General features: G+C 67.9%; 18 protein-coding genes and 1 tRNA gene. 7 read left to right on the forward strand and 12 right to left on the reverse strand.

Annotated elements, in window-relative coordinates; all coding sequences use genetic code 11:
* Nucleotides 1-24: 24 nt before the first annotated feature.
* Both QMG61_RS06555 and aceB read right to left on the reverse strand, forming a co-directional pair.
* Nucleotides 25-552, reverse strand: a complete 528-nt coding sequence (locus QMG61_RS06555) for a GNAT family N-acetyltransferase (protein ID WP_283493535.1) — start codon at nt 550-552, stop codon at nt 25-27.
* A 115-nt stretch (nt 553-667) separates the two neighbouring features.
* Complete coding sequence (gene aceB / locus QMG61_RS06560; protein WP_283493536.1) at nt 668-2,353, reverse strand: malate synthase A; 1,686 nt, start codon at nt 2,351-2,353, stop codon at nt 668-670.
* Between the two features lie 207 nt (nt 2,354-2,560).
* Between aceB and QMG61_RS06565 the strand changes: the two genes are divergently transcribed.
* Entirely contained in the window at nt 2,561-4,051 is a 1,491-nt protein-coding gene (locus QMG61_RS06565) for a helix-turn-helix domain-containing protein (protein ID WP_283493537.1), read from the forward strand.
* Nucleotides 4,052-4,177: 126 nt separating this feature from the next.
* On the opposite strand, the gene QMG61_RS06570 is transcribed toward QMG61_RS06565, so the two are convergent.
* The 3 genes from QMG61_RS06570 to QMG61_RS06580 are packed head-to-tail and all read right to left on the reverse strand — an operon-like array spanning nt 4,178 to nt 7,616.
* Nucleotides 4,178-5,023 carry a transglutaminase family protein gene (locus QMG61_RS06570; RefSeq protein ID WP_283493538.1) on the reverse strand — a complete coding sequence of 282 codons (846 nt, stop codon included), beginning with the start codon at nt 5,021-5,023 and terminating at the stop codon, nt 4,178-4,180.
* Nucleotides 5,020-5,949 (reverse strand): alpha-E domain-containing protein, encoded by a 930-nt coding sequence (locus QMG61_RS06575; RefSeq protein WP_283493539.1) that lies wholly within the window; start codon nt 5,947-5,949, stop codon nt 5,020-5,022. The genes QMG61_RS06570 and QMG61_RS06575 overlap by 4 nt, the downstream gene beginning before the upstream one ends.
* Nucleotides 5,943-7,616: a circularly permuted type 2 ATP-grasp protein gene (locus tag QMG61_RS06580; protein ID WP_283493540.1), complete on the reverse strand. Its 1,674-nt coding sequence runs from the start codon at nt 7,614-7,616 to the stop codon at nt 5,943-5,945. Before QMG61_RS06580 ends, QMG61_RS06575 begins: the two co-directional genes overlap by 7 nt.
* Nucleotides 7,617-7,977: 361 nt before the next feature.
* Between QMG61_RS06580 and QMG61_RS06585 the strand changes: the two genes are divergently transcribed.
* Entirely contained in the window at nt 7,978-8,697 is a 720-nt protein-coding gene (locus tag QMG61_RS06585; RefSeq protein WP_283493541.1) for an ABC transporter ATP-binding protein, read from the forward strand.
* A gap of 50 nt (nt 8,698-8,747) precedes the next feature.
* On the opposite strand, the gene QMG61_RS06590 is transcribed toward QMG61_RS06585, so the two are convergent.
* Both QMG61_RS06590 and QMG61_RS06595 read right to left on the reverse strand, forming a co-directional pair.
* A complete protein-coding gene (locus QMG61_RS06590; RefSeq protein ID WP_283493644.1) occupies nt 8,748-9,899 on the reverse strand; it encodes an acyl-CoA dehydrogenase family protein in 1,152 nt (383 codons plus the stop codon).
* 75 nt (nt 9,900-9,974) lie between these two features.
* Nucleotides 9,975-11,159, reverse strand: coding sequence for a CaiB/BaiF CoA transferase family protein (locus tag QMG61_RS06595; protein WP_283493645.1), 1,185 nt, complete (start codon nt 11,157-11,159; stop codon nt 9,975-9,977).
* Nucleotides 11,160-11,278: 119 nt separating this feature from the next.
* On the opposite strand from QMG61_RS06595, the gene QMG61_RS06600 reads away from it, so the two are divergent.
* The 5 genes from QMG61_RS06600 (at nt 11,279) to QMG61_RS06620 (ending at nt 16,628) form a co-directional block, all read left to right on the forward strand.
* The gene (locus QMG61_RS06600) at nt 11,279-12,055 is read left to right on the forward strand and encodes a GntR family transcriptional regulator (protein ID WP_283493542.1); all 777 of its coding nucleotides are present in this window, start codon (nt 11,279-11,281) and stop codon (nt 12,053-12,055) included.
* A complete protein-coding gene (locus QMG61_RS06605; protein ID WP_283493543.1) occupies nt 12,030-12,857 on the forward strand; it encodes a cache domain-containing protein in 828 nt (275 codons plus the stop codon). The genes QMG61_RS06600 and QMG61_RS06605 overlap by 26 nt, the downstream gene beginning before the upstream one ends.
* Nucleotides 12,858-12,966: 109 nt before the next feature.
* Entirely contained in the window at nt 12,967-14,400 is a 1,434-nt protein-coding gene (locus QMG61_RS06610) for an aminobutyraldehyde dehydrogenase (protein ID WP_283493544.1), read from the forward strand.
* A 61-nt stretch (nt 14,401-14,461) separates the two neighbouring features.
* Complete coding sequence (locus tag QMG61_RS06615) at nt 14,462-14,839, forward strand: VOC family protein (RefSeq protein ID WP_283493646.1); 378 nt, start codon at nt 14,462-14,464, stop codon at nt 14,837-14,839.
* A 262-nt stretch (nt 14,840-15,101) separates the two neighbouring features.
* On the forward strand, nt 15,102-16,628 hold the full coding sequence (locus QMG61_RS06620) for an APC family permease (protein WP_283493545.1): 1,527 nt from the start codon (nt 15,102-15,104) through the stop codon (nt 16,626-16,628).
* Between the two features lie 65 nt (nt 16,629-16,693).
* Here the strand turns inward: QMG61_RS06620 and rplA are convergent, their stop codons facing one another.
* The 5 genes from rplA to QMG61_RS06645 all read right to left on the reverse strand — a co-directional run bounded on the left by rplA (nt 16,694) and on the right by QMG61_RS06645 (nt 19,423).
* Nucleotides 16,694-17,383 carry a 50S ribosomal protein L1 gene (gene rplA, locus QMG61_RS06625; protein WP_283493546.1) on the reverse strand — a complete coding sequence of 230 codons (690 nt, stop codon included), beginning with the start codon at nt 17,381-17,383 and terminating at the stop codon, nt 16,694-16,696.
* A gap of 92 nt (nt 17,384-17,475) precedes the next feature.
* Complete coding sequence (gene rplK / locus QMG61_RS06630) at nt 17,476-17,907, reverse strand: 50S ribosomal protein L11 (protein WP_134424703.1); 432 nt, start codon at nt 17,905-17,907, stop codon at nt 17,476-17,478.
* A gap of 84 nt (nt 17,908-17,991) precedes the next feature.
* Nucleotides 17,992-18,939, reverse strand: a complete 948-nt coding sequence (nusG, locus tag QMG61_RS06635) for a transcription termination/antitermination protein NusG (protein ID WP_283493547.1) — start codon at nt 18,937-18,939, stop codon at nt 17,992-17,994.
* Nucleotides 18,940-19,032: 93 nt separating this feature from the next.
* Nucleotides 19,033-19,308 (reverse strand): preprotein translocase subunit SecE, encoded by a 276-nt coding sequence (secE, locus tag QMG61_RS06640; RefSeq protein WP_283493548.1) that lies wholly within the window; start codon nt 19,306-19,308, stop codon nt 19,033-19,035.
* A 42-nt stretch (nt 19,309-19,350) separates the two neighbouring features.
* Nucleotides 19,351-19,423: transfer RNA gene (locus QMG61_RS06645), tRNA-Trp, on the reverse strand.
* Between the last annotated feature and the right edge of the window lie 133 nt (nt 19,424-19,556).

A 19,556-nucleotide genomic window follows, 5' to 3' on the forward strand; every position in this document is an offset into this window, starting at 1 on the left:
CGCGGAGTGTGCGCCGGGATCGGGTTAGAGCGCCCGCTCCAGCACGAAGTCGTCCTCGTACTGCCCACCGACGAGGAAGCGTTTCACGCCGACCTTCGCGTAGCCGTTCTTCTCGTAGAACCGGATGGCGCGCCCGTTCTCCTGGTTCACGCCGAGCCAGCTGCCGGACGCCCCGCGGGCCCTGGCCTCGTTGAGCGTGGCAGTCATCAGCGGGGCGGCGACTCCGCGTCCGTGGGTCTCCTGGCGCAGGTAGAACTTGCTGAGTTCCGCGGTGGGGAGGATTCCGATGGCGGCCCTGGCGTCGGCATCCGTCGGCTCGCCGAACACGAGCATCGTGTAGCCCTGCAGGATGCCGTCTTCCTCCGCGACGAGGAGGAGACGTTCGGGATCGGCCAGGTAGCCCGCGAAGTTGGACTCGGCGAGCATCTCCCGGAGGAAGTCCGCCACCGCCTCCGCCGTGGTGTGCGCCGGCGTGGCCAGCCAGAAGGTGGCTTCGGCCAGCTCGGCCAGCGCCGCGGCATCCGCCCCGGTCGCCCGTCGTATCGTGATCACCGCTCCACCCTACCGATCCCCCGCCCCTCCGCGAGAGTGCACTTTTCGCCCCTTCACGTTGGTCGTAAGGGCGAAAAGTGCACTCTCGCGGGAGGGGGCGGCGGGGCGGGGTGGGTTAGAGGTAGCGGGCGTAGGCGCCGACGGTGAGGAACGTCGGGAATTCGGGCTCGAGAGCGGATGCCCGGAACACCTCCAGGGCGTCGTCGAAACGGTCTCCCGGCGTGCGTTCGAGCCCGGCGAAGACCTCGGAGACCTGCTCGTTGACCCAGGTCTTGTCGATCCGGCGCCCCTCGGCGGTGACCGAGTTGTCATGGATCCACTGCCAGACCTGCGAGCGGGAGATCTCCGCCGTCGCGGCGTCCTCCATCAGGTTGTCGATGGCCGCGGCGCCAACCCCGCGCAGCCACGACTCGATGTAGCGCAGCCCGATCTTCAGGTTGTCGCGCACGCCCGACTCGGTGATCTGGCCGCCGACGGACGCCACGTCGAGCAGCTCGGCCGCCGTCACCGACACCTCGTCCCGGGTGCGGTGGACCTGGTTCGGGTTGGTGCCGAGCACCGCGTCAAACTCGGCCTGCGCCGTGGGGATGAGGTCGGGGTGGGCGACCCAGGTGCCGTCGAAGCCGTCGGTGGCCTCACGTCGCTTGTCCGCCGCGACCTGTTCGAGCGCTCGGGCGGTGACCTCCGGGTCACGCCGGTTCGGAATGAACGCGCTCATGCCGCCGATGGCATACGCGCCACGGCGGTGGCAGGTGGAGACGAGCAGCTCGGTATAGGCCCGCATGAACGGCACGGTCATCGTGATCTGCTTGCGGTCGGGGAAGACGAAACGGCGTCCCCTGGTGCGGAAGGTCTTGATGATGCTGAAGATGTAGTCCCAGCGGCCGGCGTTCAGCCCGGCGCAGTGGTCGCGCAGCTCGTAGAGGATCTCCTCCATTTCGAATGCGGCCTGGATGGTCTCGATCAGCACGGTCGCGCGGATGGTGCCGTACTCGATCCCGAGGCGCTCTTCGGAGTGACTGAAGATGTCGTCCCACAGCCGTGCCTCGTAGTGGCTTTCCAGCTTCGGGAGGTAAAAGTACGGGCCGCTGCCGTTCTGGATCAGGCGCTTAGCGTTGTGGAAGAAGTAGAGGCCGAAGTCGACCAGGCTGCCGGAGGCGCTCATTCGCCGGTTGGCCCGGTCGACGAAGATGAGGTTCTTCTCGACCAGGTGCCAGCCGCGCGGTCGCATCACGATCGTCGGGGTCTGGCCGGTCGGCCCGCCGGTCACGCTGTATTCCTTGCCCTCTGGGCTGGTGAAGCTCAGCTGTCCGCGCACGGTGTCGAACAGGCTGAGCTGGCCCTCGACGACGTTCGCCCAGGTGGGGCTGGTCGCATCCTCCTGATCGGCCAGCCAGACCTTCGCGCCCGAGTTCAACGCGTTGATGGCCATCTTGCGGTCGGTCGGTCCGGTGATTTCCACCCGGCGGTCCTCCAGACCGGGCCCGGCGCCGGCGACGCGCCAGCTCGGGTCACGACGCAGATGCGCCGTCTCGGTGAGGAAACCGGGGTCGCGCCCGTTGGCGGCGTCGACGCGCTTCCGCAACCGGGCGGCGAGCAGGTCGTGCCGGGTTCCGGCGAACCGGTCGTGCAGTTCCGCCAGGAAGACCAGGGCCTCGGGGGTGAGAATCTCCTCGTACCGGGGTCCGAGATCGCCGGTGATCTCAAGGTGCGGTTCGATGGTGGCAAAGCTCCCGGTGCTTGTCCCGGTGGTCGAGCCTGTCGAGACCCGGTTGGTCGTCGCGAGGGGCGGTGTGTTCATGATCTGGTCTCCTTCGGAAGTGATGTGGGGCCTCGGTGGAGCCGACCATGTGTCGGTGAGCTCCGCCCGGACTGGATCGGGTTAGCGTCGTTGCTTGCCTGTGCACCAACTCTGCGCCGGTACGGATGCCCCCGGGCCATTCCCGGGGACAGAAGAACACCAGTTCTTCTGCTTGCGAGAAGTTCTACCCCGTGTGACGATGAGGACATGATCAACGCCGATCCGCTCCTTCGTTCCGCTCTCTCCGCACCCGCACCCGCCGAGCACGGTCTCGACGCGCTCACCCTGGGGCGGCGCATCCGTGAGCTCCGCACGACCAGGCGGATGACTCTCGACAGCCTCGCGACGGCCATCGACCGGGCCCCCTCGCAGGTCTCGATGATCGAGAACGGCAATCGGGAGCCGCGCCTGTCGATGCTGCGCACGATCGCGACCGCCCTGGGCACCACCGTCGACGACCTCCTCAAGCCGGAGGCCCCCTCCGAGCGGGCCGCGCTGGAGATCGCCGTGGAACGCGCCCAGCGCGGTGCCGTCTTCACGGCGCTCGGGCTGGCCAAGATCCGGGTCAGCCGGGCAACCAGCGACGAGACCCTGCAGACGATCCTCACCCTGCACCATGAGATCGAGCGACTGCATCGTGAACGGGCGGCCACCCCGGAGGAGGCGAGGCGGGCCAACGCCCAGCTGCGCGCGACCATGCGCGCCAGAGACAACTACTTCCCTGAGCTCGAGGAGCAGGCGCTGGACCTCCTCACCGCGGTCGGGCACTCCGGCGGCCCGGTGTCGCACCAGGTGGTCGCGGACATGGCCACCCACCTCGGCTACTCGCTGCACTACGTCGGCGACCTGCCGCATTCCACCCGGTCGGTCACCGACAAGCGGAATGGCCGCATCTATCTGCCGACCGCCCAGTCGGCCTCGCGCGACTCACGCACCCCCATCCTCCAGGCCTTCGCGAGCCTGCTCTGCGGTCACGACGAACCCGGAAACTACGCCGATTTTCTCCGCCAGCGGGTGGAGACGAACTACCTGACCGCTGCCATCCTGTTGCCGGAGAAGGAAACCGTGCGGATGCTGACCGAGGCGAAGAATCTGCGGCGCATCTCGATGGAAGACCTGCGGGATGCGTTCTCGGTGTCATACGAGACCGCCGCGCACCGCTTCACGAACCTCGCGACGGCCCGGCTGGGTATTCCCGTGCACTTCATGAAGGTGCACGAGTCGGGCACGATCATCAAGGCCTACGAGAACGACACGGTGCGCTTTCCGAGCGATGCCCTCGGCGCGGTCGAAGGCACCACCGTCTGCCGCAACTGGACGGCACGCACCGTCTTCGACGTGCCCGACCGGTTCAGCCCCTGGTACCAGTACACCGACACCCCGACCGGGACCTTCTGGTGCACCTCCCGAATCGAGAAGGCGAAAGAGGGCGAATACTCGGTGAGCGTGGGGGTGCCGTTCGACCACGTGAAGTGGTTCCGCGGCCGGGAGACCGGCAACCGAGCGGTGTCCCGCTGCCCCGACGAGGCCTGTTGCCGCAGCGCGCCCGACGACCTGGCCACACGCTGGGCCGGGCAGTCCTGGCCGGCCGCGCGCACGCCGACGAGCCTGCTCGCCGCGCTGCCCACGGGCACCTTTCCCGGCGTCGACCAGACCGAGGTGTACAAGTTCCTCGAGGCGCACTCGCCGACCCACTGACCCGCGGATAGCGTCGCGGCACGCGTTGGGGAAGCCGGCGCACGTTCCTCGGCGCGCCGGCTTCCCCCGGACGTGCCGCGACATCCGCCGCCGCGAGCGCGAGCCGCGTCGCCGTCGCCCGCGGCGTCAGGCCTCCCGGGTGATCTCCACCGTGACGAACAACTCGGAGCCGAACGGCCCGGCGAACACGCCCCGCAACGGGGGCACGTCGTTGTAGTCCCGGCCGCGGCCGACCGACACGTGGCGGTCGCCGATCCCGATCGAGTTCGTCGGGTCGAAGCCGCGCCAGTCGCCGCAGAACCACTCGACCCAGGCGTGGGATTCGCCCGTGACGGTCTCGCCGATCCCGGCATCGGGCTTCGGATGCAGGTAGCCGGAGACGTACCGAGCGGGGATGCCGACCGAGCGCAAGGCTCCGAGCGCGATGTGGGTGATGTCCTGGCATACGCCGCGCCGGTCGTCCCACGCCTCCGCGGCGGTGGAGTGCACCCCGGTGACGCCCTGCACGTACTGAATTCGACCGCCGATCGCCGTGCAGATCTCCAGGGCGGCGTCGCAGGGGTTGTCGTGGCGGGAGACGATCTCTGCCGCGAGGTCCTGCACGTCGTCCGGCGGTTCCGTGAGCCGAGTCTGCCGGGAATGTTCCACGGTCGAGGTGCTCCGCACGGCGATTGCGGCGAGCTCGCCCCAGCCCAGCGAATGGGCCAGGTGGGTGAGCGGCCGCACCTCGACCAGGCTGGTGGCGGTGAGGGTCAGCTCGGCGTGCGGCGTGAGCACCTCGAACGAGGACACCTGGGTTCCCCAGTAGTCGACGTACTGGTGGTTGCTCGACACCGGCGAAATCTCCAGGTTGGAGTAGAGCACCAGCTGATCGGCCGAACTGACCGGCAGCATCCGCGCCTCGTTGTAGGACGCACCGACCTCGCCCTGGTAGCGATAGCCGGTGCGGTGACGGATCCGGAGCCGGTTCACGAGGCCTCTCCCGTCCAGCTCGGCACGGTGCTGGTCGGGAAGTACCGCTCGCCGATGGCCTCCGAGGCGGTGCTGGTGGCCTCCTGCACGAGGTCCATCTGGTGCGGCAGATCGTTGAGGATGTCCATGATCGGCCGATACTCCAGCTGGCTGCGGATCTGCCCGAGCACCCGCTGGGCCTGGTCGGACACGCCCACCCGGTCCAGCCGGGGCTCCATTTCGCGCAGGCACTGCTCGGCCCGGGAGATGGAGAACACGATCGACCGCGGGAACAACCGGTCCAGGAGCAGGAACTCCGCCGCATTCCTGGCCGACGGCACGCCCCGGTAGGTGCGCAGATACGATTCATAGGCGCCGCAGGAGCGCAGGATCGTGGTCCAGGACGGCCCGCTCGCCTCGGTCAACGACCGGGTCGCGAGAAGCCGGGCCGTCATATCGGCCTGCTCGAGGCTGCGGCCGAGGTTGAAGAACAGCCAGGCGTCGTCACGGCTGACCCCGGACTCCACAATCCCCACGGCGAGCGCGGCGCGTTCGCGCACCCAGCCGAAGAAATCGTGGGTCTTCTCGCTCGCGACCTTGCGCGGCATCCGGGCACTCGTGGTGTTCAGGCACTCCCACAGCTCGGTGGGCACGATCTCCCTCGCCCTCCGCGCGTTCTCCCTGGCCGCCTTGACCGAGTAGGCGATCGAGGCCGGATGCGCCCGGTCGACCGCCAGCGTCGCGAGCACGTCCTTCCGGGTGAGGGGCCGGTCGGCCGGGGCATCGCTTCCCATCAGGTGCAGGAGGGACTGGCAGGCGATGCTCTCCTCGATCCAGGGATCTTCGAGCAGGAGCTGGAGGTGAACGTCCAGGATCCGGGCGGTGCCGTCGCTACGCTCGATGTAGCGTCCGATCCAGAACAGGCTTTCCGCGATTCGGCTCAACATTCCTGGGCCTTCCTCTCCCCGACAGGCCGCGCATCCGCCTGTTGCTGTTGGTGTTGTTCGTTGTCATTGAACGGTTTGTCCTGCGGCGAGTGATCGACGGCGTGCGCCACCCCGGTCGAGTGCACGTTCGCCGCCTGGTCGGCGACCAGCCCCTGCACGGACCGGGTCATCCCATCGCCGGTGAAGTCCGGCTCGGCGCCGATCACCCAGGTGTCCTTGGACCCGCCCCCCTGGCTGGAGTTGACGACGAGTTCGCCCTCCGGCAGCGCCACCCTGGTGAGTCCGCCGGGCAGCACCCAGACGTCGGTGCCGTCGTTCACCGCGAACGGGCGCAGGTCGGCGTGCCGCGGGCGCAGGCCCTCCTCGACCAGGGTGGGGATGGTCGAGAACTGCACCACCGGTTGGGCGATCCAGCCGCGAGGGTCCTTGAGCAGCTGCTTCCGCAGGGTCTCCAACTCGGCCGCGGATGCCGCCGGCCCCACCACGAGCCCCTTACCGCCCGAACCGTCGACCGGTTTGACGACGAGTTCATCGAGCCGGTCGAGCACCTCCTCGAGGGCGAGCGGGTCCTCGAGACGCCAGGTGTCGACGTTGGGGATGATCGCCTCCTCGCCGAGGTAGTACCGGATCAGCTCCGGCAGGTAGGTGTAGACGAGCTTGTCGTCGGCGACCCCGTTGCCCACCGCGTTGGCGATGGTCACGTTGCCGAGCCTGGCCGCCATCATGATGCCGGGCGACCCGAGTTGCGAGTCCGCGCGGAACTGCAGCGGGTCCAGGAACTCGTCATCGACCCGGCGGTAGATCACGTCGACCCTGGTCGGGCCGGCGGTGGTGCGCATCCAGACCCGGCCACCGGAGCAGAACAGGTCACGACCCTCGACGAGTTCGACGCCCATCAGCCGGGCGAGCAGGGTGTGCTCGAAGTACGCGGAGTTGAAAACGCCGGGGGTGAGCACCACGACATTGGGATCGTCGATCCCGGGCGGTGCGGAGGCGCGGAGGGCCTGGAGCAGCTTGTTGGGGTAGTCGCCGACGGGGCGCACCCGCATGGATACGAACAGCTCCGGCAGGGTCTGGGCCATCACCCTCCGGTTGGAAATGACATAGCTCACGCCGCTCGGCACCCGGACGTTGTCTTCGAGCACCCGCCAGGCGCCCAGCTCGTCCCTGATCAGGTCGATCCCGGAGACCTGGATGCGCACATGGTTCGCCGGGACGATTCCGGCCGCCTGCCGGTGGAAGTGGCTCGAGGAACTGATCAGGGCGGCCGGGATGATCCCGTCGTGCACCGCCGCCTGCGGTCCGTAAATGTCGGCGAGGAAGGCTTCGAGGGCGAGGACTCGCTGTTTGATTCCCGCCTCCACGGTGACCCATTCCTGCTGTTCGATCACCCGCGGAACGGCGTCGAGGGGGAACGGTCGTTCCTCGCCTGCGAAGTCGAAGGTCACCCCCTGCGCGAGATAGGAACTGGCGAGGGCATCCGTTCGCCCCCGAAGTTCCTCCTGGGTCATCTTCGCCAGCGCGGCGAAGACGTCCTTGTAGGCCGCGCGCGCTTCGAGCGGTGTGAGCGAGGAGAGATCGGGGAACATCTCATCCCACGCGCTGGGCGCGCCCCGTTTCGCGCGCAGTGCCGCGGAAACGCCGTAGTCCGTGAACAGGTCAGCCATGGTGGGAGCGTAGTCCGGCCGTGTTGCGGGAGTGTTTCACCGACGTGTCCACGGAAACGGTCGGCACAAGCTCCCCCAGTTCGGGTCCAAACACCGAGATTCCGGGTCTCTCTTCCCCGTCTATCTCCCGGATTGAATACAGTGAAGCCATCTGAACGAGTCTCATTTTCCTGACGGCGCAGCCCGCCGGGCCATCGGCAGCCGATGGTGACCCGGCGCTGTCGCACGCCAACCCGTAGTCCCACCTGTCGCAGTCGCACCACTCGCACTCGCACCACTCGCACTCGCATTCGCATTCGCATTCGCATTCGCATTCGCATTCGCATTCGCACCAGTCGTAGTCCCACCAGAAGGAGCCGTCGTGAATTCGCTGCTGCCAGCGTGGGGACATCCGAACGACCCCCAAGATGAGTCGCGCACCGGCCCAGACCCGGTGCCCTCCCACGGTTTCCGCGCGTCGACCCTGCTCGACGTGCGCGGCCTCCGCATCTCACCGGCCGGAAGCGATTCATGGTCGAACGAGGGAATGTCGCTCTCGGTCGGGATCGGCGAGGCCCTTGGTCTGGTTGGTGACGCCGACTCCGGTCGCTCCGAACTTGCCCTGGCGATCGCCGGCAGACTCGCACCACCAGCCTCGATCCGCTCCGGGTCGATCCTCTTCGACGGGCGCGAACTCGTCGGGCAGCCCCGGCCCTGGTTCGCCAGATCGAGCGGGCCGAGGCTTCGCTCGCTGGGGCCGGTACCCCTGGGAACACGACCCAGGGGGCGCCGGGCAGCGGCGCTGCTCACCGCGGTCCGCCTGGCATCCCGGCTGACCATGGACGACCCCGAACTTCTCATCTTCGACGACCCGACGGATGGCCGGAAGCCGGAGGCGCACGCGGCCGTGCTGTCCCTGCTCAGCGGCCTGCGGGCCGGGCGCACGGTCATCATCGGCTCGTCGGACTTTTCCGTCGTGGCTTCAGTCTGCGACCGGGTGGCCGTGATCGACGCCGGCCGCATCGTCGAGCAGGGGTCGATCGCCGAGATCATGGCCGCCCCGCAGCATCCGCTGACCCGGGCGCTCGTCGGCCGAGCCTGACCCATTCGCTGAGCGCCTGTTCACCGCCTCCCAGCGGCCGAAGTGGCTGCTCAGGCGAACGCGTTCAGGCCGGTCAACGCCCGGCCGAGCACGAGCTGATGGATCTCATCCGTACCCTCGTAGGTGCGCACGGATTCGAGGTTGTTCATGTGCCGCATCACTGGGAATTCGCTCGTGATGCCGTCACCGCCGAGGATCGCGCGCGCCTCCCGGGCGATCAGGATCGCCTCGCGAACGCTGTTGAGCTTGCCGACGCTGATCTGCGCGGGAGTGAGCGTGCCGCGCTCCTTGAGCCGGCCCAGGTGCAGGGCGAGCAGCACCCCCTTCTCGTATTCGACGAACATGTCGGCGAGTTTGGCCTGGATCAGCTGGGTGGCCCCGATCGGCCTGCCGAACACCTCGCGGGTCTGCGAGCGTCCGATCGCAGCGTCGAGGCAGCTGCGGGCGGCACCCATGGCTCCCCAGACGATGCCGAAGCGGGCCTCGTTCAGGCAGCCGAACGGCCCGGACAGTCCCCGGGCGCCGGGGAGGATCGCGTCGCCGGGCACGCGTACCCCGTCGAAGCTGACGTCGCATTGGATCGACGCGCGCATCGAGAGCTTGTTGTCGATCGGCGTGGCCGTGAACCCCGGTGTTTCGGTCGGAACGAGGAAGCCGCGCACACCGTCATCCGTCATCGCCCAGACCACCGCAATGTCGGCGACGCTGGCCAGGCCGATCCAGCGCTTGGTGCCATCGAGCACCCAGCCGTCACCGTCGCGGCGGGCCGTGGTCTTCATCGCTGCCGGGTCGCTGCCCCCGGTGGGTTCGGTCAGGGCGAAGCAGCCGACGAGTTCCCCCGCGGCCATCCCGGGCAGCCACCGCTGCTTCTGCTCCTCCGAGCCGTACTTGTGAATGGCGGACATGGCCAGCGAGCCCTGCACCGACACGAAGGTGCGCCAGCCGCTGTCGGCGGCCTCGAGTTCGAGGCAGACCAGACCGTAGCTCACCGCCCCCGCGCCCGCGCAGCCGTAGCCGTCGAGGTGCATGCCGAGGAATCCGGCAGCACCGAGTTCGGCGACGAGCTCGCGGCGGAATCGTTTGTCCTCGAAGTCCTGCTCGATGGTGGGCAGGATGCGGTTGGTCGCGAACGCGCGCGCCTTCCGGGCCCAGGCGATCTCGTCGGCCTCGAGCAGGGCATCGAGGTCGAAGACGGTGTCCACGAGCGGGCTGTGGACGAGCGGGGTGGGGCGGCCTGAGGCGGTCACGGTTGTCCTTTACGAGGTCGGTGGGGCGGGTTACGCGGTCGGTGTGGCGTCGTCCGGGCGGAGCCAGTCGGCGCCGTTGTGCTCGCCGAGCCGCGGCGGCGGCCGGTGGTAGACGGGCGGCCGATTCGCCAGATGGATGGGATTGGCGACCTGGCGGCTTCCGGACACCTCGACGACCGGGGCGAGCCCCAGATCGGCGGCGAAGGTGAAGGCCTCGTCGATGGTGTTGACCAGTCCGGCCGGCACCCCGGCATCCGTCAGGGTGGCGACCCACTCGGCGGCCGGCTGCGCGCGTAGTCGGGCCTCGAGCAGCGTCTTCAGCACCGCGCGGTGCCGCACCCTGGCCGGGTTGTCCGCGAAACGGGGGTCGACCGCAAGCTCCGGGGCCCCGAGCAGCCGCACCAGGGTGCGGAATTGACGGTCGGTGCCTACCGCGATCACGAGCGGCCGGTCCTGGCCGGCGAAGAGTTCGTATGGCGCGATGCTCGGGTGCGCGTTGCCCATCCGGGCCGGCGGCAGCCCGGTGGCCAGGGTACCGGCGGCCTGGTTGGTGAGCGCGGACAGCAGGGAGCCCATCAGGTCGACCTCGACCCGCACGGATCCGGAATCGGAATCGCCGGCGGCGCGGGCCGCGTCGCGGGCACGGAGGGCGAGCAGGATGCCGCTGAGCGCGTTCAGCCCGGCCAGCACGTCGACAAGGGCCACCCCGACCTTGCTCGGCTCCCCGCCCGGCGCGCCGGTCACGCTCATCAGGCCGCCGACCGCCTGCACGAGCAGGTCGTAGCCGGGCAGCCGGGCGCCGGCCCCCCGGCCGAAACCGGTGATCGAGCAGTAGACCACCCCGGGATTCGCCGCGGCGACGGTGTCGAAGCCCAGCCCGAACCGGTCGAGCACCCCGGGCCTGAAATTCTCGACGACGACGTCCGCCGTCTCCGCCAGCCGGCGAGCAACGGCCAGGCCGGCCGGGGTGGCCAGGTCGCAGACGACGGCGCGCTTGTTCCGGTTGACCGCACCGAAGTAGGTGGACTCGCCCTGGGCGTCCACCGGCGGCAGCCAGCTCCGGGTGTCGTCACCCTGTGGGCTCTCGATCTTGATCACGTCCGCGCCGAAGTCGGCGAGCATCATGGTGGCGTACGGGCCGGCGAGGACGCGCGAGAAATCGGCGACCCGCAGTCCGGCCAACGGGCCCGCCTGCCCGTTCTTCTCCTGCAGCACTCGCCCACCTCGGTCCCGGTTCCACGACGGATCACCGGGCACCGGCAATGGTCGCACTTGATTTGATCCTATATCGCATGATTTGGTTCCCGCCACCCGGCGTCGGCTAGATTGGGCGTATGAAGGCTCAGCTGCGACCCGGCGCCCGGGAAGCGATCTTCGCGCAGCTCATCGAGGCGGGCCGCGCCGAGCAGGTTGCACGTCGCTTGACCGACGCCATCATCCTCGGCGTCCTCACCCCGGGCGAGCGCCTCCCCAGCGAGCAGGAACTCGCCCGCCGCTTCGGCGTGGCCCTGATCACCGTTCGCGAAGGCCTGGTCATCCTGCGCGACGCCGGCCTGGTCGAGACCCGCCGCGGGCGAGGCGGCGGAAGTTTCGTGATCAAGGCGGATGCCCCGCACGGCACGCTGCTCGAGGCCCGGCTGCACGGCCTCGCCCAGGTCGAGCTCTCCGACCTCGGCGTCTACTTCTCCACGATCGCGGAAGGCTGTGCCGAACGCGCCGCCCTCCGCGCCTCGGCCGCCGACGCCGAGCGGCTGGGGGCCTGGCTCCTCCACGCCGATTTCACCAGCACCGCCGGCGCCCGCACCAACGCGGGCGGCTTCTATCTCGAGCTCGCCGTGCTCAGCCAGTCCGCCCGCCTCGTGCGGGAGCAGATCCGCCTCCAGGCCGAATTCGGGCCTCTCCTCCTTCTCGGCCTCGGCGACCCGGGCACCCGTGAGCAGGTAGTCCGGCTGAACGGCGAGGTTGCCGCGGCCATCACTCACGGCGACGGCACGGCCGCGCGCACCCTCGTCGCCGACCAGGTGCTCCTGCTCGGCGAGTGGCTGCTCATCATGAAAGCCCGGATCGAACGAGGAGGACACCTCGATGACGCCATCGTCGACGACGCCTGAGACGACCAGCCACCCTCTCCGCACGCCCGGCCCGACCGGCGAGGCCACGGCCGCGAGCTGCGCGGCGGAGGTCGGCGAGATCTTCGCCCGCGTATTCGGCATCCTGTCCGAGTGGCGCGAGGCGATCGCCGGCGCGAGTGCCGACCGGGCCGACCTCGACGAGCTCGTGGAGAGCCTCGTGGTGCCCGCCCTCCTCGCCTCCGCCGAATCGCCCACGGATCTGGCCTCCGCCACGACCGAGTCGATCCTGATCGGCGCCGGGTTCATCGCTGCGCCGCAGTACGTGACCGGCCGCGACACGCACTTCGCTTGGTGGCTCGGCCCGCTCGCCTCGAACCCGCTGCTCGGCAACACGAGCGGCGCGAGCCGGCTCGACCTGGCCACCCGGGTGCACACCGAATACCTGCGCGACTTCCGGGACCTCGAGTGGTACGCCGTGCCGGAGTCCACGAATCAGACCCACGTGACCGGCCCTTACGTGGACCAGCTCTGCACCTGCGACTTCATCATCACGCTCACCATGCCCGTTCGACTGGACGAGCGGATGATCGGCGTCGTCGGCGCGGATGTCTACGTCAAGCGCCTCGAACAGGTGCTCCTGCCGCATTTCCTGGCCCTCTCCGGCCCGGTCGTCCTGATCAACCAGGTCGGCCGAGTCGTGATCTCGACCGAACCGACGCTCCCGGCCGGCGACATCCTGCCGAACCGGCGGCATCCGCTCAACAACTATGAGCTGCTGCCCTGCCCCGGCACCCCCTTCCTCGTCGCGACCCGGGCGGAGCACGATCCCGTCTCAAATTAAAGATTGCATTCCGGATGTTTTAGGGTAACGTCGAGCCCGGCGGGTCTCCTCGACTCCCGGGCGATGCGGCTGTCACTGCCGGTGCTCACCACCTCCAGAAAGGCCGGCCATGCCCATCCGCGAACTCCGCAACTTCGTCAACGGACAGTACGTCGAATCCGCGGCCACCGACCGGCTCGACATCATCGACCCGGCCACCGAAGAGGTCTACGCGCGCACCCCCATCTCGACCGAGGCTGATGTCGCGGCCGCGTATGGTGCCGCGGCCACCGCCTTCGAGACCTGGGGCGAGACAACCCCGGGCGAACGCCAGCTGGCCCTGCTGCGCTTCGCCGACGCCCTCGAGGCGCGCACGGAGGAGATCGCCGACGTTGAGAGCCAGAACACCGGAAAACCCCGGGCCGGGATCGTCGGCGACGAGATCGAGGTGATGATCGACCAGGTGCGCTTCTTCGCCGGGGCCGCCCGCGTGCTCGAGGGCAAGTCGGCCGGCGAGTACCTCAAGGACCACACCTCGATGGTGCGTCGCGAGCCGATCGGCGTGATCGGCCAGGTCACCCCGTGGAACTACCCGATGATGATGGCGATCTGGAAGATCGCGCCCGCCCTCGCGGCCGGCAACACGGTCGTGCTCAAACCCTCCGATTCGACCCCGGTGTCCACCCTGTTGCTGGCCGAGATCGCCTCCGAGTTCCTGCCCGCCGGTGCCCTCAACGTGGTCACCGGGAACCGCGACACCGGCCGCGCCCTGGTCACCGACCGCACCCCGCAGATGGTCTCGATCACCGGCTCGGTGCGCGCCGGAATGGAGGTCGCCGGCGCGGCGGCCCTCGACCTGAAACGCGTGCACCTCGAGCTGGGCGGCAAGGCCCCGGTGATCGTTTTCAACGACGCCGACATCGCCGCCGCCGTCGAGGGCATCACCGCGGCCGCGTTCTACAACGGCGGCCAGGACTGCACCGCGGCCACCCGCCTGCTCGTCCAGGAGGGCATCCACGACGAGTTCGTCGCCGCCCTGGCCGCACACGCGAAGACCAACGCCCGTACCGGCGGGCCGCGCGAGGAGGGCATCCTCTTCGGCGCGCTCTCCAGCGCCGACCATCTCGCCCGGATCGAAGGCGTGATCGACCGACTGCCCGACCACGCCGAGATCGTCCTCGGCGGCCACCGTCAGGGCAGCGTCGGCTACTTCCACGAGGCGACCATCGTCGCCAACCTGCGCCAGACCGACGAGGCCGTGCAGGAGGAGTTCTTCGGCCCCGTGATCACCGCCCAGAAGTTCACCGACGAGGCGGAGGCACTCGCCTGGGCGAACGACGTGCAGTACGGCCTGGCCTCCTCGGTCTGGACGAAGGACCACTCGACCGCCATGCGGATGGCTAAACGACTCTCCTTCGGCTGTGTCTGGATCAACACGCACATTCCGCTCGTCGCCGAGATGCCACACGGCGGGTTCAAGCACTCCGGCTACGGCAAGGATCTCTCGATGTACGGGCTCGAGGACTACACCCGGGTCAAGCACGTGATGAGCTACATCGGCTGATCCGAGTGGATGGGGGTGGACAGGATTGCCCGGTCAACGGATGATCGTGGTGGAGGACACGATGGAGATCCTGCAGGTTGCCCAGCACGCCGACGACCTCGACCGGGCATGCGCCTTCTACGAGCTCCTGCTTGGGGGCCCACCGGCGGCCCGGTTCGATCCCCCCGGCCTGCTCTTCTTCAACGTGGGCCGGTCCCGCCTGCTGCTCGAGAGGGCCGCGGCCTCCGCCCTCGTCTACCTGCAGGTAGACGACGTGCCGGCGACCGTCGAGCGACTCCGCGGGCTGAAGGTGGAGATCGTCGACCCGCCGCACATCATTTTCAGCCACACCGATGACTCGCTCGGCCCGGCCGGCACCGACGAGTGGATGGCCTTCATCCGCGACAGCGAGGGCAACACGGTCGGGCTGGTCAGCCACGAGCCACGCCACGACCCGTAGCCTGCGGTCGCTCCGGGTCTCGACAGGCTCGACCACCGCGGCGAGGCTCGACCACCGCGGCGAGGCTCGACCACCGCGGCGAAGCTCGACCACCGCGGCGAAGCTCGACCACCGCGCACGGGCGCAACACGCCGAAGAAATGAATCATTCGGTTCTATACCTTTTGACGTTCCCGGTCCAGTATGTTGATCACACACAATGAGGTGTCCGCGGTCGGGTGGGTGACCGTCAGTTCCTCCGGCTCGATCGGAAAGGTCAACACATGAACGACAACCCGTCCCCGCGCACGGGGCTCGGCGACAGCGAGCACCTCAAGGCCCTCGGCTATGAGGACTCCTTCCATCGCTCCATGGGCCTCTGGGCCAACTTCGCCCTCGGCTTCACCTACCTCTCCCCGCTGGTGGGCGTGTACTCGCTCTTCGCGCTCGCGCTCAGCACGGGCGGTCCCCCCTCGATCTTCTGGCTGGTCATCGTCGGCAGCGGACAGTTGCTGGTCGCCCTCGTCTTCGGCGAGGTCGTCTCGCAGTACCCGATCGCCGGCGGAATCTACCCCTGGACCCGCAGGCTCTGGGGCAAGCGCTACGCGTGGATGGCGGCCTGGGTCTATATCTGGGCGATGATCGTCACCATCACCGCCGTCGCCGAATTCGGCACCGGATTCCTCGCCAGCCTGATCAACGCGCCGGTCACCAACGAGGTCACCCTCGGCCTGTCCGTGCTCTTCCTCGTGGTCGCGTTCGGGTTGAACTTCTCCGGAACGAAGACGCTCGGGCGGGTCGCCAGGATCGGCCTCGCCGCCGAACTCGTCGGCGTCGTCGGCCTCGGCCTCTACCTGCTGATCTTCCAGCGCAAGCAGGAGTTCAGCGTCTTCTTCGACACCATGGGCGTGCAGGGCAACGACAGCTACGCCGCCGCGTTCCTCGGCGCGGCCCTGGCCGGACTGTTCCTGTTCTACGGGTTCGAGGCCTGCGGAGACGTGGCGGAGGAGGTGACGAACCCGGCCAGGGGCATCCCGCGCGCGATGATCATGACCATCCTCGTCGGCGGGGTCTCCGCCCTGTTCTCCTTCGGCGGCTACGTCCTGGCCGCGCCAGACCTGCAGGCCATCGTCACCGGCACGGACATCGACCCGATTCCCGCGATCCTCGACGCCTCGCTCGGCACGGTCGGCGCGAAGATCTTCCTCGTGGTCGCGCTCACGGCGTTCCTCTCCTGCGTGCTCAGCCTGCAGGCGGCCGCCAGCCGGTTGCTGTTCTCGTTCGCACGGGACGGGATGATCCCCGGCCACGCCTGGCTCTCCCGGGTGTCCCACCGCACCGCGGTGCCCGTCAACGCCCTGATCGTGGCCTGCACGATTCCCCTGCTGCTGTGCCTGCTGATCTACGTGGGCGGCAACACCCTGCTGGCCAGGATCACGGCCTTCGCGGTGATCGGGATCTATCTGGCGTTCCAGGCCGTGGTTCTCGCCGCACTGCGGCAGCGAATCAAGGGCTGGCGTCCCGCCGGACCGTTCAACCTGGGCCGTTTCGGCTTCGCGGTCAACGCGGTCGCCCTCGCCTACGGGATCTTCGCGATGGTACTGCTGGCCAGGCCGGGCACGACCGGCGTGTTCCTCGACGACTGGATCGTGCTGATCGGGCTCTTCATCGTGCTGGGCAGCGGGCTGCTCTACCTGTTCATCGCCAAGCCGCACAGCGCGTCGCACCAGCCTGAGGGTGACGCGATCGCCGTGGCCGCGATGCTGCGGGCGCACCCGGACAACGCGTCGGCGGCATCCGCCAACCGATGAGCTGAGCGTTCGTCAACGAACGAAGGGCCCGTCTCGCGACGGGCCCTTCGTGTTGGTGCGTGTGCTTAGATGCTGTTCACATCGAGCGGGATGCCGGGGCCGAACGTGGTCGACACGGCGCCCTTCATGATGTACCGGCCCTTGGAGGAGCTCGGCTTGAGGCGCACGATCTCCTCGAGCGCTGCGGCGATGTTCTCGTTCAGCTGCTCGGCGGAGAAGGAAGCCTTGCCAACGACGAACTGCACGTTTGCGTGCTTGTCGACGCGGAATTCGATCTTTCCGCCCTTGATGTCGGACACGGCCTTGGCGACGTCGGGCGTCACCGTTCCGGTCTTCGGGTTCGGCATGAGGCCACGCGGGCCCAGCACCTTTCCGAGACGGCCGACCTTGCCCATGAGCTCCGGGGTCGAGACGGCGGAGTCGAACGAGGTGTAGCCGGCGGCCACCTTCTCGATGAGCTCGTCGCCACCAACCTCGTCGGCGCCTGCTGCGATGGCAGCGTCAGCGGCCGGGCCGGTTGCGAAAACGATGACGCGGGCGGTGCGACCGGTACCGTGAGGAAGAATAACGGTTCCACGCACCATCTGGTCCGCCTTGCGCGGGTCGACGCCGAGCTTGAGGGCAACCTCAACGGTCGAGTTGAAGTTCGCCGAACCGGTCTCGCGGGCCAGCGTGACGGCCTCGACGGGGGTGTAAAGCTTGTCGGCTTCGATCTTCTCGGCCGCGGCCCGGTAGGCCTTTGACTTCTGTGCCATTTGAATCTCCTGTACAAAAAATTTGAGAGTGTGGTGCGAGCCTGGCTGGCTCTTCCACGTACTGCTGGGTGGCGGGATGCCGGGGTTTAGGCTCAGGCCTCGACCGTGATGCCCATGGAACGGGCGGTGCCGGCGATGATCTTCGACGCTGCGTCGAGGTCGTTGGCGTTGAGGTCAACCATCTTCGCTTCGGCGATCTCGCGAACCTGTGCCTTGGTGAGCTTCGCAACCTTGACGGTGTGCGGGGTGCCACTGCCCTTGGCGACGCCGGCAGCCTTCTTGATGAGCTCCGCGGCGGGCGGGGTCTTCAGGATGAAAGTGAATGAACGGTCGTCGTAGACGGTGATTTCCACCGGGATGACGTTGCCGCGCTGGGATTCCGTCTGGGCGTTGTATGCCTTGCAGAATTCCATGATGTTGACGCCGTGCTGACCAAGCGCCGGCCCGATGGGCGGTGCGGGGTTGGCGGCGCCGGCCTTGATCTGAAGCTTGATCAGACCAGTTACCTTCTTCTTCGGTGCCATTGTTCTTCCTTCTTTGTGATGACGAGCAGCCACGAGGGCCGCTCTCCCGGTGGCCCGGACGGGCCCCGGTGAACTGGAAACTTTTTAGAGCTTGGTGACCTGGTCGAAGCTGAGCTCGACCGGGGTCTCGCGCTCGAACAGCGACACCAGCACGATGAGCTTGCCGCTCTCCGCCTTGATCTCGCTGATCGATCCGGGCAGGCCCGCGAACGAGCCCTCCTTGATCGTGATGGTCTCGCCGATTTCGTAGTCGATCTCGGCCGGGAGGGCGCGGGTGGGAACCTTGCCGCCGCGTCCTGAGCCGGACTTCGCGGTGGGGACTTCCTGAATCTCGACGAGGCTCTTCAGCATGCCGAAGGCCTCTTCGAAACGGAGCGGGGTCGGGTTGTGGGCGTTGCCGACGAACCCGGTCACACCGGGGGTGTGGCGAACCACGGACCAGCTGTCCTCGTTGAGGTCCATCCGCACCAGCACGTAGCCGGGGATTCGCACTCGGGTGACCATCTTGCGCTGGCCGTTCTTGATCTCGACGACGTCTTCCATCGGAACCTCGACCTGGTAGATGAAATCTTCCATGGCCATCGACTGCTTGCGGTTCTCGATGTTCGACTTCACGCGGCGTTCGAAGCCGGCGTAGGAGTGGATGACGAACCACTTGCCCGGCTGGAAGCGCAGCTCCTTGCGGAACTCCGCGTACGGGTCCTCATCGACGGCCTCTTCGGCCTCGGTGGCTTCTTCGTCCTGCACGGCCTCGACGGACGCATCCGCTTCGTCGACGGAGTCGATGTCGAGGGCGTCGTCGACAATCGCGTCGGCCTCGGGATCAACCGATCCGGCCAGCGCGTCCAGCGCGGCGTCGAGGTTGTCTTCGACTCCGACGCTCGGGTCGAACACGTGGACGGCTGCCTGCTCGGCGGCCTCTACGGAGCCTTCTTCGGCGGCGAGGGTGTTGCCCTCCTGCGCCTCGTCGTCGTCTGAGGACTGCTCGGCGGCGGTGGCCCAGTCGACATCGTCGTGATTCGTCTCAGTCACTAAATCTCAATCCTTTTCTATTGCCTGGGCACGAAAGCGTGACCCGTTCAGCGTTGCCATGAATCCTTGCGGGAGCCGCCCGGCGGCATCCGTTCAGCCGCCTGGCGTTCCGAAAACGTATGTCACGACGAGTGCGAACACCCAGTCGAAAGCGGAAACGATTGCCATCATGATGACCACGAAGACCAGCACAACTCCCGTGTAGCTCAGGAGCTCCTTGCGGGTGGGGGTGACGACCTTGCGCAGCTCCGCCATGACCTGCTTGATGAACAGGGACATCCGAGCGAAGGGACTGCGCTTCGAATCACGCGCAATTTTCGCGTTCGCGACGATTTCCTCACTGGGTTCGTCGACAACTTTTCGGGCCACCTGATTACACCTTTCATGGGCCGACGGAATGCCACCGACTTGCAGGGCGGACAGGACTCGAACCTGCAACCTGCGGTTTTGGAGACCGCTGCTCTACCAATTGAGCCACCACCCTATGGAGAGAATCCTGAGCGCCACTCTCCTCCGCGGCTTTCCGGCGAGTCCACGGGACACACCAAAAAGGGCGCAAAAAAGCATGGCAGAATTCAACTACCTCGGTCAAGTCTAGGTCACTCCGGGACGAGAGT

It is taken from the genome of Cryobacterium sp. PH31-AA6 (genome assembly GCF_030063195.1).
Classification (GTDB): Bacteria; Actinomycetota; Actinomycetes; order Actinomycetales; family Microbacteriaceae; genus Cryobacterium.

Bases quoted from the DNA above. Each gene is read 5' to 3' on its own strand.
- aceB (WP_283493536.1), bottom strand. From the start codon at position 2,353: ATGAACACACCGCCCCTCGCGACGACCAACCGGGTCTCGACAGGCTCG.
- QMG61_RS06565 (WP_283493537.1), top strand. From the start codon at position 2,561: ATGATCAACGCCGATCCGCTCCTTCGTTCCGCTCTCTCCGCACCCGCA.
- QMG61_RS06575 (WP_283493539.1), bottom strand. From the start codon at position 5,949: ATGTTGAGCCGAATCGCGGAAAGCCTGTTCTGGATCGGACGCTACATC.
- QMG61_RS06580 (WP_283493540.1), bottom strand. From the start codon at position 7,616: ATGGCTGACCTGTTCACGGACTACGGCGTTTCCGCGGCACTGCGCGCG.
- QMG61_RS06600 (WP_283493542.1), top strand. From the start codon at position 11,279: ATGAAGGCTCAGCTGCGACCCGGCGCCCGGGAAGCGATCTTCGCGCAG.
- QMG61_RS06605 (WP_283493543.1), top strand. From the start codon at position 12,030: ATGACGCCATCGTCGACGACGCCTGAGACGACCAGCCACCCTCTCCGC.
- QMG61_RS06610 (WP_283493544.1), top strand. From the start codon at position 12,967: ATGCCCATCCGCGAACTCCGCAACTTCGTCAACGGACAGTACGTCGAA.
- QMG61_RS06615 (WP_283493646.1), top strand. From the start codon at position 14,462: ATGGAGATCCTGCAGGTTGCCCAGCACGCCGACGACCTCGACCGGGCA.
- QMG61_RS06620 (WP_283493545.1), top strand. From the start codon at position 15,102: ATGAACGACAACCCGTCCCCGCGCACGGGGCTCGGCGACAGCGAGCAC.
- rplA (WP_283493546.1), bottom strand. From the start codon at position 17,383: ATGGCACAGAAGTCAAAGGCCTACCGGGCCGCGGCCGAGAAGATCGAA.
- rplK (WP_134424703.1), bottom strand. From the start codon at position 17,907: ATGGCACCGAAGAAGAAGGTAACTGGTCTGATCAAGCTTCAGATCAAG.